This window comes from Helicobacter pylori FD535 (genome assembly GCF_000296015.2).
GTDB lineage: Bacteria > Campylobacterota > Campylobacteria > Campylobacterales > Helicobacteraceae > Helicobacter > Helicobacter pylori_CT.
Map to the genome: position 1 here is coordinate 13,251 of NZ_AKHP02000022.1, position 15,715 is coordinate 28,965.

Here is a 15,715-nt window from a genome sequence, read left to right on the forward strand (position 1 = left end):
GCGATAATTTCTTAAGGCGGTCTTAGGGGGTTAGGGGGTTTTAAAAAAATAAGTTTTATACCAAAATGACCAACGCCCCAAAACTCAAGGACAAACCCGCTTATAAGGAAACCCCTAAGTTTAAGAGCTTAAGGGAACGCTCTTAGAAAAATCAGCGTTTCACAGAAACGATCACTTTAAGCCCCAAAAAAGCAAACTCAAAGTATAATGTTTTCCAAGAGCGTTTGTTATGTGTCTTAGGCATAACATGCTCCTTACAAGGTAGTTTGCCCCATATCGCAACTATGGGGCGTGGTAAAATCCTACAACAAAACCCCTTAAAACACCATCTCATCAAACACAAAAACAAGGCGTTTTTAAAACATTAAAAAATGAGCGTTATTAAAGCGGTATTTTTTAATTCTAGTGCTTCAAGCAATCTTCAAACAAATATTGATGCTCGCCAGGTAAAGCGTCAAATAAGGCTTTGGCTAAATCTTGCATTTCTTTTAAGGCTTTATTACTGCTCCTTAAAGTCAATAAATTTTGCAAGCTCCTAGCGTTAATGCTATACGCTAAATGCGTTTTATAGCTTTCCGGCATGGCGTATTTGGCTAAATCGTTTTTAATGTTATGCTCGCTCAATAAAACCCTGAGATTTTCCAAAGCTAAAACACTCATTGCATTCACTTTTTCATTATCCACAAACACTAAAAACTCTTTGGCTCTCGCTAAATTCGTTTCATTAAGGGGTAAAAAGCTCTCCACTTCTTTCAATTCCCTTAAAGTGTAACGGCTTGATTTCACGCTCAAGCTCGCTATTCTATGCCGGCTCAATTCTTGCAGCGCTCCCCTGCTCAAACCCTTGATTTCAAAATTGTAATAAAGATGCTCTAAAGTGGAAGAATGCCTAAAAATATTCCCCACCCTGTGGATGAGCTCCTTATCTTTACAGCCTCCGCCATCGCTGTATTCAAAGCTCTGCCAGCAAGTGCGGATCGCTTGGCTTGCAATGTCTAAAGGGGTGTAATGCTTACAAATCACTTCCATTATCTTACTCCTAATATCGCTTTTTATTCCACGGTAACGCTTTTGGCTAAGTTTCTTGGGTGATCCACATCATGGTTTAAACGCATAGCGATTTCTAAGGCTAAAAGCTGCACCGCTAAATTCATGCGGAAAAATTCTTCCATGTAGCTTTCGCTCTCTTCTAATTGGATAAAATCATCAGCGATCTCTAAAATTTCAGAGCTTAACACGCAAATCGTAGAATCCCTAGCGCTCAATTCTTCAATATTGCTTTTGGTTTTATCAAATAACAGATGCTTAGACAATAAAGCAATGGTAAAAAGGTTGGAATCCACTAACGCAATAGGGCCATGCTTCATCTCCGCGCTCGCATACCCCTCAGCGTGCAAGTAGCTGATTTCTTTAAGTTTCAACGCTCCTTCTAAAGCGAGAGGGTAAAACACATCGCGCCCGATATAAAAAAAGCCATGCCCATGCAAGTAGCGTTTGGATAAGCGCTTGATTTTTTCATGCAATCTAGGCTCTACTTTCATCGCATTCACGCTATTGAGCATGTTTTTAGCCTGGATCTTTTCTTCTTCTTTAGAGATTGTCCCTAGCTGTTTGCCTATATACACGCTCAAAAGCCACAAAAGCATCACTTGCGAAGAAAACGCCTTAGTGGATGCCACGCTTCTTTCTACCCCGGCTCTAATCAAAAGCGTGTGATCGCTGATGCGGCTCATCATGCTAAAGGGAGCGTTACACAAGCTAATGGTTTTTAGCCCTTGGGCTTTGGCTAGTTTTAAAGCCTCTAAAGTGTCAGCGGTTTCGCCGCTTTGAGAAATCGCTATAAAAAGCTCGTTAGGGTTGCTTTTAAAATGGGCGTAGCGGTATTCGCTCGCTAAAATAGCCCTCGCTCTTATTTTGGCTAATCTTTCAAACAGATACACGCTCGCCAAACTCGCATGATAACTGCTCCCGCAAGAACACAGCGTGATTTCGCTCACATTTTTCAAAAACTCAGGATCGATCTCGCAATACACACTCAAGGCTTCCAAGCGCCCCTCTAAACACTCTAACAAACTGCTATGCTGCTCATAAATCTCTTTTTCTAAATAATTCCTAAAATCCCCTTTAGAATAATCCTTATCCTCAAAAGCGTAATCTTTCATGTTTTCAATATTGTTTAAATCTTTAAAATTTTCTAAAGAAATCTGCCCCACGCTGTTTTCTTCTAAAATGACAAATTGATCCACTTTAGGGGCTAACACGCTCAAACTGGACGCAAAAAACACCCCTTCTTTGCCCTTACCCACAACTAAAGGCGAAGAAGATTTAGCGTAAAAGAGGCTCTCTTTAGCCCTTTTATGGAGCATTAAAATCGCATAACTCCCTTTTAAAAGGCTGATGCTTTTTTCAAAAGCTTTCAACAAATCGCTCTCGCTTTTAAGCGTTTCTTCTAATAAATGCGCGATGACTTCCGTGTCCGTTTGGCTCAAAAACGCATGCCCTTTTTCTTCTAACTCTTTTTTCAAGCTCGCGTAATTTTCAATGATACCATTATGCACTAAGGCTAAATTTTCTGTAAAATGCGGGTGGGCGTTCGCGCTGCTTGGCTTGCCATGCGTGGCCCATCTGGTGTGAGCGACACTCACGCCAAAATCCAAAAACTCTTTATTTTTAAGCTCTGATGCAAGGTTTTCTAATTTCCCTTGAGTTTTAAACACTTCCAAACAACCATCACTCAATACAGCTAAACCCGCGCTGTCATAGCCTCTGTATTCTAATTCCTTTAAGCCCTCTAAAAGAACGGATTTTTTCTCGCTATCCCCTATATAACCTACAATCCCGCACATTTAAAACACCAATAACCCTTTTTTGATCTTATTTAAAGCGTTAATAAGCTCCTTTAGGCGCTCCACTTCTTCGCTTAATTGCGTAAAAAACGCTTCATTCACGCCCTTTGGCATGTCCATGCTCCCTCTTTTAATCTCAATAAAATCCCCCAAACTCAAATTCGCTAATTTTAAAAGCATTTCAATTTCATTTTGCGAGTCTTCAATATCCGCTAAAATCTTGCGCATTTTTTCAAACATCCAACCGCCTTTAATTTTAAAATGCTCCATGATAGCTAAAGTCTTAAACTATCAATGACATTTTCTAAAATTTGTTTGACTTTGGCGTGGTTTTCTTTAAATTCCTTATGCACGTTAAGTCCCACATAGTTACTCACGCAAAAAATCCCTTTAGCCTTCAAAGAAAAAATTTTAGCCACGCTTAAAACACTAAAAAACTCCATGTTTTCTAATAAAACGCCCTTTTGAGCCATTTTTTTAGCAAACATTGTGCTGGTATGGATGTAGTTACTGCTATTGACGCACACCCTTTCAAAAAGAGCTTCCTCTTTGGTTTCTATTTGAATGAAATTATCTAAAGGCGTGTAGCTGTTTAAATGGCTAAAACTCTCTTCAATTTGATAGCCACAAACGCTTTCAAACACGCTTAAAAGCTTAATTTCTGGGCTATAACTCCCTGTGCTCCCTATAAAAATAAGGCTTTCTGTATCAGGGTTTTTTAGGCATATTCTCGTTAAATTAATCGCACTCTCTATCAAACCCACGCCAATAGGCATCGCTCCTTTTAAAGTTTCATTCCTTCCAGCGCAAAGCAGCATGAAAATCCTTTTTTTTGCATTCATTAGATTATTATGAGTAAGCATTATAGACAAACCCTTAAAAGAAACACCTTAATTTTAAGGCTTCATTCACATTTCATTCACATGTCATTCCTTTTTCATTCACAACTTATTCACGCTATAATAACGCCATGGATACCAACAACAATATTGAAAAAGAAATCTTGGCGCTAATCAAACAAGAAGTTAGTCTCATAGAGTATGAAAATTGCTTGAGCCAGCTCAAATACAACCCTAACGCAAGCAAGAGCGATATCGCCTTTTTTTACGCCCCTAACATGCTCTTATGCAATTGGATTACGGCCAAACACGGTGCGTTGCTTAAAAAAATTTTAAGCCAGAATAAAGTCGGCATGCATTTAGCCCATAGCGTGGATGTGCGTATTGAAGTAGCGCCTAAAATCCAAATTAGCGCCCAAGCTAATATCAATTACAAAGCCATAAAAACGAGCGTCAAAGACTCTTACACTTTTGAAAATTTTGTCGTAGGCTCATGCAATAACACCGTTTATGAAATCGCTAAAAAAGTCGCCCAAAGCGATACCCCCCCTTATAACCCGGTGCTTTTTTATGGCGGCACAGGGTTAGGCAAAACGCACATTTTAAACGCTATCGGTAACCATGCCCTAGAAAAGCGTAAAAAAGTCGTGTTAGTCACTTCGGAAGATTTTTTGACAGACTTTTTAAAGCATTTAGACAACAAAGCCATGGACTCTTTTAAAAAAAAATACCGCCATTGCGACTTTTTCTTGTTAGATGACGCTCAATTTTTGCAAGGAAAACCCAAGCTAGAAGAAGAATTTTTCCACACTTTTAACGATTTGCACGCCAACAGCAAACAAATCGTATTGATTTCAGACCGATCGCCTAAAAACATCGCCGGCTTAGAAGATCGCTTAAAATCGCGCTTTGAATGGGGGATAACCGCTAAAGTCATGCCCCCTGATTTAGAAACCAAACTTTCCATTGTCAAACAAAAATGCCAACTCAATAAAATCACTTTGCCTGAAGAAGTGATGGAATACATCGCCCAACACATCAGCGACAACATCCGCCAAATGGAAGGCGCGATCATTAAAATCAGCGTGAATGCGAACTTAATGAACGCTCCCATTGATTTGAACCTCGCTAAAACCGTTTTAGAAGATTTGCAAAAAGATCATGCTGAAGGCTCAAGCTTGGAAAATATCTTGCTCGCTGTCGCGCAAAGCTTAAATCTCAAATCCAGTGAAATCAAGGTCTCTTCGCGCCAAAAAAATGTCGCTTTGGCGAGAAAATTAGTCGTGTATTTCGCCAGGCTTTATACCCCTAACCCCACGCTTTCGCTCGCTCAATTTTTGGATTTAAAGGATCATTCAAGCATTTCTAAAATGTATTCTAGCGTTAAAAAAATGCTTGAAGAAGAAAAAAGCCCTTTTATCCTAAGTCTTAGAGAAGAAATCAAAAACCGCCTGACCGAATTGAACGACAAAAAAACCGCTTTCAATTCAAGTGAATGAAAAAAGGCTTATCAAAAAGCGTTTCATTCACATTTTTTCAGATCCCACAACCCCCCTAAAAACGCACGCCTCTAAAGCTTTTTAATTTTCCATTCCATTCATTCACGCCCCTACTACTGTTACTAATCATTATTAATCAAAGTGTTACCTATCTATAACTTATTGATAACTTTTACTAAACCTTTTTTTAAGATATAATCCAAAAAATCCAAAATAAAAAGGAACAAGCGTGAAAAAAACCCTTTGTCTGTCTTTCTTTCTGACTTTCTCTAACCCTCTTCAAGCCCTTGTAATCGAGCTTTTAGAAGAAATCAAAACTTCGCCACATAAAGGCACTTTTAAGGCTAAAGTCCTTGATTCTAAAGAACCAAGACAAGTTTTAGGCGTTTATAATATCTCTCCACACAAAAAACTCACGCTCACAATCACTCACATATCCACTGCAATCGTCTATCAACCCCTTGATGAAAAACTTTCTTTAGAAACAACCTTAAACCCTAACCGCCCTACTATCCCTAGAAACACCCAAATTGTTTTTTCTTCAAAAGAATTGAAAGAGATGCACGCGCACCAAATGCCTTCTTTAAACGCGCCCATGCAAAAACCACAAAATAAACCCAGCTCATCGCAACAACCTTCTCAAAACTTTTCTTACCCAGAGCCCAAACTAGGCTCTAAAAACTCTAAAAACAGCCTTTTACAGCCTTTAATAACTCCTAGCAAAACAAGCCCCACTAATGAAGTTAAAACGCCAACAAACGACACTAAACCCCCTTTAAAGCATTCTTCAGAAGATCAAGAAAACAACCTCTTTATAACGCCACCCACCGAAAAAACGCTCCCTAACAACACCTCTAACGCTGATATTAGTGAAAACAATGAAAGCAATGAGAATAAAGATAATGTGGAAAAACAAGCCATTAGAGATCCTAATGTTAAAGAATTTGCGTGCGGGAAGTGGGTCTATGACGATGAAAACTTGCAAGCCTACCGCCCAAGCATTTTAAAACGCGTTGATGAAGACAAACAAACTGCGACAGACATTACCCCTTGCGATTACAGCAACGCTGAAAATAAAAGCGGTAAAATCACTACCCCCTATACTAAAATCTCTGTTCATAAAACAGAGCCCTTAGAAGAGCCGCAAACTTTTGAAGCTAAAAATAATTTCGCCCTTTTTCAAGCCAGAAGCTCTACAGAAAAATGCAAAAGGGCCAGAGCACGAAAAGACGGCACGATTAGACAATGCTACCTCATAGAAGAGCCTTTAAAACAAGCGTGGGAGAGTGAGTATCAAATCACCACGCAATTAGTGAAAGCCATTTATGAGCGCCCCAAACAAGACGATCAAGCAGAGCCGACTTTCTATGAAACCAGCGAATTGGCTTATTCTTCCACACGAAAAAGCGAAATAACGCATAACGAATTGAATTTGAATGAAAAGTTCATGGAATTTGTGGAAGTGTATGAGGGGCATTACTTAAACGATATAGTCAAAGAAAGCAGTGAATACAAAGAATGGGTTAAAAACCATGTGCGCTTTAAAGAAGGGGTGTGCATGGTTTTAGAAATAGAAGAGCAACCACGAGCCAAAAGCACGCCTTTGAGTATTGAAAACTCTCGTGTTGTTTGTGTCAAAAAGGGGAATTATTTATTCAACGAAGTTTGAGATGGTGGCTTGAGGCGGAATCGAACCACCGACACGAAGATTTTCAGTCTTCTGCTCTACCGACTGAGCTATCAAGCCAAGCAAAAGACAATTATTACATAAAAAAGGTAAAATAAAGCTTAATTTTTAAAAAAATGACTGAAAAGATATAATTCATTCAAAAGGGAACAAGGATTAAAATGAAATTGGTTTCATGGAATGTGAACGGGTTAAGGGCTTGCATGACTAAGGGCTTTATGGATTTTTTCAATAGCGTAAATGCGGATGTTTTTTGCATTCAAGAATCTAAAATGCAGCAAGAACAAAACACTTTTGAATTTAAAGGGTATTTTGATTTTTGGAATTGCGCGATTAAAAAAGGCTATTCTGGGGTGGTAACTTTCACTAAAAAAGAGCCTTTAAGCGTGATCTATGGTATTAATATAGAAGAGCATGACAAAGAGGGGCGCGTAATAACTTGCGAATTTGAGTCGTTTTACTTGGTGAATGTTTATACCCCTAATTCCCAACAAGCCCTATCCAGGCTTAGTTATCGCATGAGTTGGGAAGTGGAATTTAAGAAATTTTTAAAAGCTTTAGAGTTAAAAAAACCGGTCATTGTGTGCGGGGATTTGAATGTGGCCCACAATGAAATTGATTTAGAAAACCCCAAAACCAACCGAAAAAATGCCGGCTTTAGCGATGAAGAGAGAGAAAAATTCAGCGAGCTTTTGAACGCTGGTTTCATTGACACTTTCCGTTATTTTTACCCTAACAAAGAAAAGGCTTATACCTGGTGGAGTTATATGCAACAAGCAAGGGATAAAAACATTGGTTGGCGCATTGATTATTTTTTATGCTCTAACCTTTTAAAAACGCGCTTAAAAGACGCTTTAATCTATAAAGATATTTTAGGGAGCGATCATTGCCCGGTGGGGTTGGAATTAGTTTAAAGGTAGAAAGTGTGCGAAATAAAGACAGAAAAAAGCCTTACAAAGGCTGAGTCGTATTCAAAAGCAAAAGGCCATTTGATCCCCACTTCAATACTAGCGTCATGGTGGAATAGCACGGTTTGGAATTTAAACCCCACTAAACCTAGCATCCTGAAATTGGAAGTTTTGAGCGAAAACCCTTGAATGCTGCGCCAATCGTCAATGATGAAATTCGCGCTGTGTTTGGAAAGAGTCCATGTGTTTTCGGCAACTTGCATGCCATAAAAAAGAGAAAATACATACAAGGGGTTTTTATTGTATTCCACGATCAAATCCCCTCCAAAGCCGTAAGTGAACATGTTCGCTTGAGCGCCCGTTCTTTTATTGAGAATGACATTCCCATAATCCATAAAAAAGTAATAGCGAGAATAAAACCAATAATTAGTGGGGTTAATCTCCCAGCCTAAAGAAAAGCTCGCTCCTTCAATCGTGCGTTTGAGATCGTTGTATTTTTTCATGATCATTTTCCCTACCTGATACTGAGAAGCCACATAAAAACGGCTTTTGGCTTGCATAAGGGTAGGGCTTAAAAAACAAACGCTTAAAAATAAAGGGGTTACTTTTTTAAATAAATCCTTTGAAAAAAATTTCACACTTTAATACTTCCTGTTAAGCGGAGAATTGAGATTGTCTTGGTGGTTAGTGGCTCGTTGCAAAACGTTGTTCGTTCTTTTTTGCGAAGGATCAACATTTTCTTCATTATTGATTTCATCAATTTTATTTTCGTTATTGATCAAATCATTCACTTCTTTGGTGGCTTTTTCATTTTCTTCTTCATGTTCAATTTTTTTTATATCCTTATTCGCTTGATTGATTGGATTGTTTTTAGTGGTTTTAGTGTTGTTTTGATGCGATTGAGACGATTTTTTAGGCTCGTCCTTGCATGCGCTAAACAGGCTTAAAACAAAAGAGATAGCGATAAAATGAGTGATTTTAGATTTCATCAATTAAATTTCCTTAAGTCAATGTATAATTTGATTATCTTATCATAAAAATGATTAAGGATTAGCTAGGGTAAGAACAAATTGCAAGAAACAGAGAACTTATTAAAAACATTGAATGTGAAATCGCTTTTAGAAGCCTTGCTTGTTTATACGCCCAAAGGCTATAAAGATTTGAATTTATTAGAACATTTTGAAATGGGCTTGAGCGGCGTTTTAGAAGTGGATATTTTAGAGAAAAGAAACTACGCCAAAGTTTTAAAGATTTTTGCTTATTCCAAACGATTTTACAAAAATTTAGAGCTTGTTTTTTTCAATTACAGCGTGTTCCATCACAGCCAGTTTAAAACCGGCGAGAGTTTGTTCATTTATGGTAAATTAGAGCAAAGCTCTTTTAATCAAGCTTATATCATTAACACGCCTAAAATCCTTACCGAATTTGGCAAAATTTCTTTAATTTTTAAAAAAGTTAAAAATCATAAAAAAATACAAGAAAATTTACAAAAACTCATTTCATTAGAAAATTTAAAAAAGGAAGGCATTAAAGAAAATATCGCGCATTTATTGTTAGAAATCTTTTTCCCCACGCCGCATTTTGTCAAGGATTTTGAAACGAATAAAAATTTTCCTTCACAACATTTAAATGCATTAAAATATATTGAAATGTTTTTTTATATGAAAAATTTAGAACGCAAAAAATTGCAATTCAACGCTAAAATCGCATGCCCTAATAATAGCGAACGCTTGAAAGCGTTTATCGCTTCTTTACCCTTTAAACTCACCAACGACCAGCAAAACGCCATTAAAGAAATCCAAAGCGATCTCACTAGTCCCATAGCGTGCAAGCGTCTTGTTGTGGGCGATGTGGGGTGCGGGAAAACGATGGTGATTTTAGCGAGCATGGTATTAGCCTACCCTAATAAAACCCTTTTAATGGCGCCCACTTCCATTCTCGCTAAACAGCTTTATAACGAAGCCTTAAAATTTTTACCCCCTTATTTTGAAGTGGAATTACTGCTTGGCGGGAGCCGCAAAAAAAATCATTTGTTTGAAACAATCACTCATGTGGTCATCGGCACGCAAGCGTTGTTGTTTGATAAGCGCGATTTGAATGAATTCGCACTAGTGATCACTGATGAGCAGCACCGATTTGGCACAAAACAGCGCTACCAATTAGAAAAAATGGCGAGCAGTAAGGGCAATAAACCCCATTCCTTGCAATTTTCCGCTACCCCCATTCCTCGCACGCTCGCCCTAGCCAAAAGCGCGTTTGTGAAAACGACCATGATCAGAGAAATCCCTTACCCTAAAGAGATTGAAACTTTAGTCTTGCATAAAAGAGATTTTAAAATAGTGATGGAGAAAATCAGCGAAGAAATCGCTAAAAACCATCAAGTCATTGTCGTTTATCCGCTGGTGAATGAGAGCGAAAAAATCCCGTATTTATCGCTCAGTGAGGGGGCGAGTTTTTGGCAAAAACGCTTTAAAAACGTTTATACCACTTCAGGGCAGAATAAAAATAAAGAAGAAGTGATTGAAGAATTCAGAGAGTCCGGGAGCATTCTTTTAGCGACTACGCTCATTGAGGTGGGCATTTCTTTACCACGACTAAGCGTGATGGTGATTTTAGCGCCCGAAAGGTTAGGCTTAGCGACTTTGCACCAGTTAAGGGGGCGCGTGTCTCGTAACGGCTTGAAAGGCTATTGTTTTTTATGCACGATCCAAGAAGAAAACGAACGATTGGAAAAATTTGCTGAGGAATTGGACGGCTTTAAAATCGCTGAATTGGATTTAGAATACAGAAAAAGCGGGGACTTGCTCCAGGGCGGGGAGCAGAGCGGGAATAGTTTTGAATACATTGACTTAGCCAGAGATGAAAACATTATCGCTGAAGTGAAACAAGATTTTTTAAAAAATGCTAGCGTTTCACGGGGAACATTTGAAAATTGAAAATTAAGGCAGAATTGGGTAATTTAAATCATTTAAAAAAGGATAGCAATGCAAAATAAAGAAATTGGTGGAGAAAAAAGCGTTAATGAAAAAAATTTAGAGGTTTTTAATCGTTATTTTCCCGGTTGCTTGAGTATAGAAAATGACGATAAACTCACGCTGGATGTGGGAAGATTAAAAGCGTTACTCGGGGATTTTAGCGAGATAAAAGAAGAGGGCTATGGGTTGGATTTTGTGGGTAAGAAAATCGCCCTAAATCAAGCTTTTAAGAAAAACAATAAGATTTTAAAGCCCTTAAACGAATCCACCAGCAAGCACATTCTCATCAAGGGCGATAATTTAGACGCTCTCAAAATCTTAAAACAAAGCTATAGTGAAAAAATCAAAATGATTTACATTGACCCGCCTTACAACACGAAAAACGAGAATTTTATCTATGGTGATGATTTCTCGCAATCCAATGAAGAGATTTTAAAAGCATTGGATTATTCTAAAGAAAAGCTGGATTACATCAAGAATCTTTTTGGGTCAAAATGCCATAGCGGGTGGCTTAGTTTCATGTATCCTAGATTGTTGCTCGCTAAAGATTTGCTCAAACAAGACGGCGTGATTTTCATCAGTATTGACGATAACGAGTGCGCCCAACTCAAACTTTTATGCGATGAGATTTTTGGGGAGGGGAATTTTGTGGCTCAATTTATATGGCATTCTAAAAATAAGCCAAGTGGCAACACAACAGAAGATAAAACGATTGATACAAGAACAGAATATATTTTCTGCTATCAAAGATATAATTTTAAAGCAAATAAACATGAAAATACAAAAGAAGAATTGGAAGAAAAGGGTTATATTTTAAAAGATGAATATTTTGAAACAAGAGGGCATTATAAGCTTACTCCTTTAATGCACTCATGTTCTGCAAGTAGTTTTCAATATATTGAGAGCTTGGATTATGAAATACAAGCACCTGATGGCACATGGTTTAAAAACCATCAAAATATTAAAAAAGAGAAATCATACCGCTATACTTGGAGTAAGAAATTATTTGATTTTGGTAATCAAAATGGGTTTATTGAATTTCAAAAAACGAGCGATGGTTTTTGGTGTTCATATAGAAAAATGTATGAATTATGCGCAATTGATAATAAAAAACTACAGATTATCTATCGTAAAAGTGGGAATGCGTATTCTAATTTAATTACTAATCTTTATAGCGATATAGGAGCGAATGAAGTAAGAAATATTTTTAATGGAGAAAAAATTTTTTCATACCCAAAACCTTTAAAACTCATCAACCGACTGATTGAATTATCCACAAACGAGGGCGACATCATCTTAGACTTTTTCGCCGGGAGCGGGACAACCGCGCATGCGGTGTTAGAGAGTAATAAGAGCGATTATCAAAAATTAAGTGAGGGGGGGGGTTATTTAATGGTTTGAACGCCGCATTTAAAGAAAGGCGCTTCATTCTCGTCCAGTTAGATGAAAAAATCGATCCCAAGAAAAACAAAAGCGCTTATGATTTTTGTTTGAACGCCTTAAAATCCACCTCCCCGAGCATTTTTGACATCACCGAAGAAAGGATTAAAAGAGCGGGGGCTAAAATCAAAGAAGCTTGTGTGCATTTAGATGTGGGGTTTAGAGCGTTTGAAATCATTGATGATGAAACGCATGCTAATGATAAAAATCTCAGTCAAGCCCATCAAAAGGATTTGTTCGCTTATTCTAACCCAAAAAAAGGGGAAACTCAAACGATTTTAATCAAGCTTTTATGCTGTGAGGGTTTAGAGCTAACCACCCCTATAACTTGCTTGATTGAAAACGCCTTGTATCTGGCCAAAAATACGGCTTTCATTGTGGGGGATATAGAAATGAACGAAGTGTTAGAAAGCTTGAAAGATAAAGGGGTGGAAAAAATTAGCATGTATATGCCCGCTATCAGTAATGATAGGCTGTGTTTGGAATTGGGCAGTAATTTGTTGGATTTGAAATTAGAGAGCGGCGATTTAAAGATTAGGGGGTAGAGGTGAAAATCAAATTCAAACGATTAGACTATCAGGAGCAATGCCGGGACCAAATTTTAGGGGTGTTTAAGGGGATTGATTTCAGGGAGCCAGAAAATGACGCTCAAAGGATTTCTAACCCTGTTTTTGAAATAGGGGCGATCAAAGATGTTTTATTAGAAAATATTGAGAATTTGCGATCGAAACAAAAAATAACCCAGGGGAGCGTGGGGATTGACAAGTCGTTAAACTGCGATATTTTAATGGAAACAGGCACCGGGAAGACCTTTTGCTTTTTGGAATGCGTTTATGCCTTGCACAAAAACTACCATTTGTCAAAATTTATCGTTTTAACGCCAAGCAACGCCATTAAATTAGGGGTTTTAAAGAGCGTTGAAATCACCAGAGAATTTTTTAAAAGCGAGTATTCTACGCATTTAGAAAGCTATGAAGAGATAAGAAGCTTTATTTTAGCGAGCAACCATAAATGCTGCGTGTTGGTGATGACTTTTTCTGCTTTCAATAAAGAGAAAAATACTATCAACAAATCATGCCTAGAAAACACGAATCTATTCAATGGTGCAAAAAGTTACATGCAAGCTTTAGCGAGTATGCGCCCTATCGTAATCATGGACGAACCGCACCGATTTTTAGGCGATAAAACAAAAAAATATTTGGAACAATTAAACGCTTTAGTCACGCTCAGGTTTGGAGCGACTTTTAAAGACGATTATAATAATTTGATTTACGCGCTAGACAGCAAAAAAGCGTTTGATTGCGCCCTAGTGAAAAGCATCAGCGTGGCGTCTGTGGGGGAGAGTCAAGAGTATTTTTTAGAGCTTAAAGGGATTGAAAAAAGAAATGAATATGAAGCTGCAATCAACTACACGGATTTAGAAAAGAAAACCCAAAGCGTCAAAGTCAAAAAGCATGATAATTTAGGGGTGCTAACTCAAATCAGCGCTTTAGAAGATTACATTGTAGAAAACATCACTAAAACTGAGGTTCGTTTTCTCAATGGCGTTAATTTGTTACTGGATCAAAAAGAGCCTTTTTCTCATCTTTTAGAAGGCGAGCAAGAAGTGATGCTGAAAGAAGCGATAAAAAGCCATTTTGAAAGAGAAGAAGGGCTTTTTAAAAAGGGGATTAAAGCCTTGTGCATGGTGTTTATTAGCGGGGTGAATAGCTATTTAAGCGAGAATGAAAAGCCGGCTAAATTGGCCCTTTTATTTGAAAAACTTTACCAACAAAAGCTTGAAGAAGTCTTAAAAAAGCCTTTAGATGAAAATTATAGAGCGTATTTAGAGCGCACCAAAGACGATATTCAAAAAGCGCATGGAGGGTATTTTGCTAAAAGCAATAAAGATGGCGATGAAGCCCAAGTGATCGCGCTCATTTTAAAAGAAAAAGAAAAATTGCTGAGTTTTGATTCCGATCTCAGGTTTATTTTTTCGCAATGGGCGTTGCAAGAGGGGTGGGATAACCCTAATGTGATGACGATTTGCAAATTAGCCCCTAGCCATTCCAATATCACTAAATTGCAACAAATTGGTAGGAGGCTAAGGCTCGCTGTGAATGATAGGGGCGAACGCATCACTAAAGAGCATGCTGATTTTGATTTTGTCAATGAATTGGTGGTGATCGTGCCGCAAGTTGAGGGGGATTTTGTGGGAGCGATCCAGCAAGAGATAAGCGAACACAGCTTGATTAAACAAATATTTAGCGCAGAAGAGTTAGAAAAAAGCGGCGTTGTTAAAAAAGGGTATTACGGGGTTTTATTGGAAACATTAGAGGGTTTGGGTTTTGGAGAAAAAACAGATGATGAAAGCTTTAAACTCACTCTCAATCAAAACGAATTTTTAGAAAAAGAGCCGGAACTAGAAAAATTAAAAAATGAAAAATACCTGGATTTTGAAAAATTAAAAGATTTTTTAAAAGATCGTTTAGTGGGCCATTTTAGAGTGAGGAACAAAAACGAGCGAAAAACTGAAAAAATCAAAATCAATAAAGAAAATTTTAAAAAATTTGAAACCTTATGGGAAAGTTTGAATCATCAAGCTAGGATCGCTTACGCCATTGATAGCGAGAGCTTGATTGATGAGATTGTAACAAAGATCAACACTTCTTTTAATGTCAGTTCAAAAATCGTTTCGGTTACGACGCATAAAAAAGTAGAAAATATGGGAAATAACGCCACAACAGAGGTTTTTGAGCGAGAAAGCGCATGCGTGTGGAGCTTGCATGAGTTTATCAGCGCCTTGTCCAATAAGGTGAAATTGAGTTTTAAAAGCGTGGCTAAAGTGTTGGAAAACATTGATGAAAACAAGTTTGAGCTCATTAAAAAAAACGAACAAGAGGGCTTAAAGCGCTTAGAAGAGCTGTTTTTGGAAATCATTTATCAAAACATTAAAGATAAAATTTCCTATCAAATGCGCGAAACGACGATTAAAAACAGAAAAAACGATGCGTTTTATGATGAAAAAGGAGAAATTAGAGAATTTTTACATGGGAATTTGAGGGGGGATAAATACGAGATTAAAAATTCAAGCGCTCAAGAAAAATGCCTGTATGAAAATTTCATGCAAGTGGAAAGCAAGATTGAAAAAGACACGATTGAAGAATCTAACGACACTAAAATCATTGTTTTTGGCAAGCTCCCTAGGGTTAAGATCCCGATAGGGTTGAATCAAACTTATAGCCCTGATTTTGGGTATGTGGTTGAAAACAACGATAAAAAAGTGTTGTTAGTGGTAGAAACTAATGGGGTTGAAAATGAAAGCGAATTGCGCGAAGAAGAGCGGCGGAAAATTTCAACCGCTAAGAAATTTTTTGAAGCTTTAAAAAAGCAAGGCGTGAATATTGAATACAAAACCAAAATGAACAAAGATCAATTAAGCACGTTGGTTAATGAAGTTTTAAATCGTAAAGATTAGAGCTATCTTAATGTTTCACATGGAACGATTTTAAATAAAAGCGTTTTTATTTAAAATTCATAGT

Annotated in this window: 14 protein-coding genes and 1 tRNA gene; 7 read left to right on the top strand and 8 right to left on the bottom strand. The window is 37.6% G+C overall.

The window, feature by feature from the left end:
• Nucleotides 1–151 precede the first annotated feature (151 nt).
• The 5 genes from aapA3 to DV63_RS12830 form a co-directional block, all read right to left on the bottom strand.
• Complete coding sequence (gene aapA3, locus DV63_RS18755) at nucleotides 152–244, bottom strand: hypothetical protein (protein ID WP_001126950.1); 93 nt, start codon at nucleotides 242–244, stop codon at nucleotides 152–154.
• A 158-nt stretch (nucleotides 245–402) separates the two neighbouring features.
• On the bottom strand, nucleotides 403–1,029 hold the full coding sequence (gene thyX / locus DV63_RS12815; protein WP_000451946.1) for an FAD-dependent thymidylate synthase: 627 nt from the start codon (nucleotides 1,027–1,029) through the stop codon (nucleotides 403–405).
• 23 nt (nucleotides 1,030–1,052) lie between these two features.
• Nucleotides 1,053–2,846, bottom strand: coding sequence for a glutamine--fructose-6-phosphate transaminase (isomerizing) (gene glmS, locus DV63_RS12820; protein ID WP_000334425.1), 1,794 nt, complete (start codon nucleotides 2,844–2,846; stop codon nucleotides 1,053–1,055).
• On the bottom strand, nucleotides 2,847–3,086 hold the full coding sequence (locus DV63_RS12825) for a DUF2443 domain-containing protein (protein ID WP_000462049.1): 240 nt from the start codon (nucleotides 3,084–3,086) through the stop codon (nucleotides 2,847–2,849).
• Nucleotides 3,087–3,121: 35 nt separating this feature from the next.
• Entirely contained in the window at nucleotides 3,122–3,664 is a 543-nt protein-coding gene (locus DV63_RS12830; protein ID WP_031202335.1) for a nucleoside phosphorylase-I family protein, read from the bottom strand.
• A gap of 152 nt (nucleotides 3,665–3,816) precedes the next feature.
• Between DV63_RS12830 and dnaA the strand changes: the two genes are divergently transcribed.
• Together dnaA and DV63_RS12840 are read left to right on the top strand one after the other, a co-directional pair.
• A complete protein-coding gene (dnaA, locus tag DV63_RS12835) occupies nucleotides 3,817–5,184 on the top strand; it encodes a chromosomal replication initiator protein DnaA (protein ID WP_000380560.1) in 1,368 nt (455 codons plus the stop codon).
• A 229-nt stretch (nucleotides 5,185–5,413) separates the two neighbouring features.
• Nucleotides 5,414–6,853 (top strand): hypothetical protein, encoded by a 1,440-nt coding sequence (locus tag DV63_RS12840; protein ID WP_000751658.1) that lies wholly within the window; start codon nucleotides 5,414–5,416, stop codon nucleotides 6,851–6,853.
• A gap of 2 nt (nucleotides 6,854–6,855) precedes the next feature.
• On the opposite strand, the gene DV63_RS12845 is transcribed toward DV63_RS12840, so the two are convergent.
• Nucleotides 6,856–6,931, bottom strand: a tRNA-Phe gene (locus DV63_RS12845).
• A 101-nt stretch (nucleotides 6,932–7,032) separates the two neighbouring features.
• On the opposite strand from DV63_RS12845, the gene DV63_RS12850 reads away from it, so the two are divergent.
• Nucleotides 7,033–7,785 carry an exodeoxyribonuclease III gene (locus tag DV63_RS12850; protein WP_000780322.1) on the top strand — a complete coding sequence of 251 codons (753 nt, stop codon included), beginning with the start codon at nucleotides 7,033–7,035 and terminating at the stop codon, nucleotides 7,783–7,785.
• On the opposite strand, the gene DV63_RS12855 is transcribed toward DV63_RS12850, so the two are convergent.
• Complete coding sequence (locus DV63_RS12855; protein WP_000668034.1) at nucleotides 7,782–8,417, bottom strand: outer membrane protein; 636 nt, start codon at nucleotides 8,415–8,417, stop codon at nucleotides 7,782–7,784. The genes DV63_RS12850 and DV63_RS12855 overlap by 4 nt on opposite strands.
• Nucleotides 8,418–8,420: 3 nt before the next feature.
• Nucleotides 8,421–8,768, bottom strand: a complete 348-nt coding sequence (locus DV63_RS12860) for a hypothetical protein (protein WP_000837026.1) — start codon at nucleotides 8,766–8,768, stop codon at nucleotides 8,421–8,423.
• An 81-nt stretch (nucleotides 8,769–8,849) separates the two neighbouring features.
• Here DV63_RS12860 and recG point away from each other — a divergent pair, with 81 nt between their 5' ends.
• The 4 genes from recG to DV63_RS12880 are packed head-to-tail and all read left to right on the top strand — an operon-like array spanning nucleotide 8,850 to nucleotide 15,651.
• Nucleotides 8,850–10,715, top strand: a complete 1,866-nt coding sequence (recG, locus tag DV63_RS12865; protein ID WP_001158415.1) for an ATP-dependent DNA helicase RecG — start codon at nucleotides 8,850–8,852, stop codon at nucleotides 10,713–10,715.
• 48 nt (nucleotides 10,716–10,763) lie between these two features.
• Nucleotides 10,764–12,155, top strand: coding sequence for a site-specific DNA-methyltransferase (locus tag DV63_RS12870; RefSeq protein WP_020982408.1), 1,392 nt, complete (start codon nucleotides 10,764–10,766; stop codon nucleotides 12,153–12,155).
• Nucleotides 12,152–12,739, top strand: coding sequence for a site-specific DNA-methyltransferase (locus DV63_RS12875; RefSeq protein ID WP_000990482.1), 588 nt, complete (start codon nucleotides 12,152–12,154; stop codon nucleotides 12,737–12,739). The genes DV63_RS12870 and DV63_RS12875 overlap by 4 nt, the downstream gene beginning before the upstream one ends.
• Nucleotides 12,740–12,741: 2 nt before the next feature.
• Nucleotides 12,742–15,651, top strand: a complete 2,910-nt coding sequence (locus DV63_RS12880) for a type III restriction-modification system endonuclease (RefSeq protein ID WP_000693699.1) — start codon at nucleotides 12,742–12,744, stop codon at nucleotides 15,649–15,651.
• Nucleotides 15,652–15,715 lie beyond the last annotated feature (64 nt).

Bases quoted from the DNA above. Each gene is read 5' to 3' on its own strand.
- dnaA (WP_000380560.1), top strand. From the start codon at position 3,817: ATGGATACCAACAACAATATTGAAAAAGAAATCTTGGCGCTAATCAAA.
- thyX (WP_000451946.1), bottom strand. From the start codon at position 1,029: ATGGAAGTGATTTGTAAGCATTACACCCCTTTAGACATTGCAAGCCAA.
- DV63_RS12825 (WP_000462049.1), bottom strand. From the start codon at position 3,086: ATGTTTGAAAAAATGCGCAAGATTTTAGCGGATATTGAAGACTCGCAA.
- glmS (WP_000334425.1), bottom strand. From the start codon at position 2,846: ATGTGCGGGATTGTAGGTTATATAGGGGATAGCGAGAAAAAATCCGTT.
- DV63_RS12850 (WP_000780322.1), top strand. From the start codon at position 7,033: ATGAAATTGGTTTCATGGAATGTGAACGGGTTAAGGGCTTGCATGACT.
- DV63_RS12870 (WP_020982408.1), top strand. From the start codon at position 10,764: ATGCAAAATAAAGAAATTGGTGGAGAAAAAAGCGTTAATGAAAAAAAT.
- aapA3 (WP_001126950.1), bottom strand. From the start codon at position 244: ATGCCTAAGACACATAACAAACGCTCTTGGAAAACATTATACTTTGAG.
- DV63_RS12830 (WP_031202335.1), bottom strand. From the start codon at position 3,664: ATGCTGCTTTGCGCTGGAAGGAATGAAACTTTAAAAGGAGCGATGCCT.
- DV63_RS12860 (WP_000837026.1), bottom strand. From the start codon at position 8,768: ATGAAATCTAAAATCACTCATTTTATCGCTATCTCTTTTGTTTTAAGC.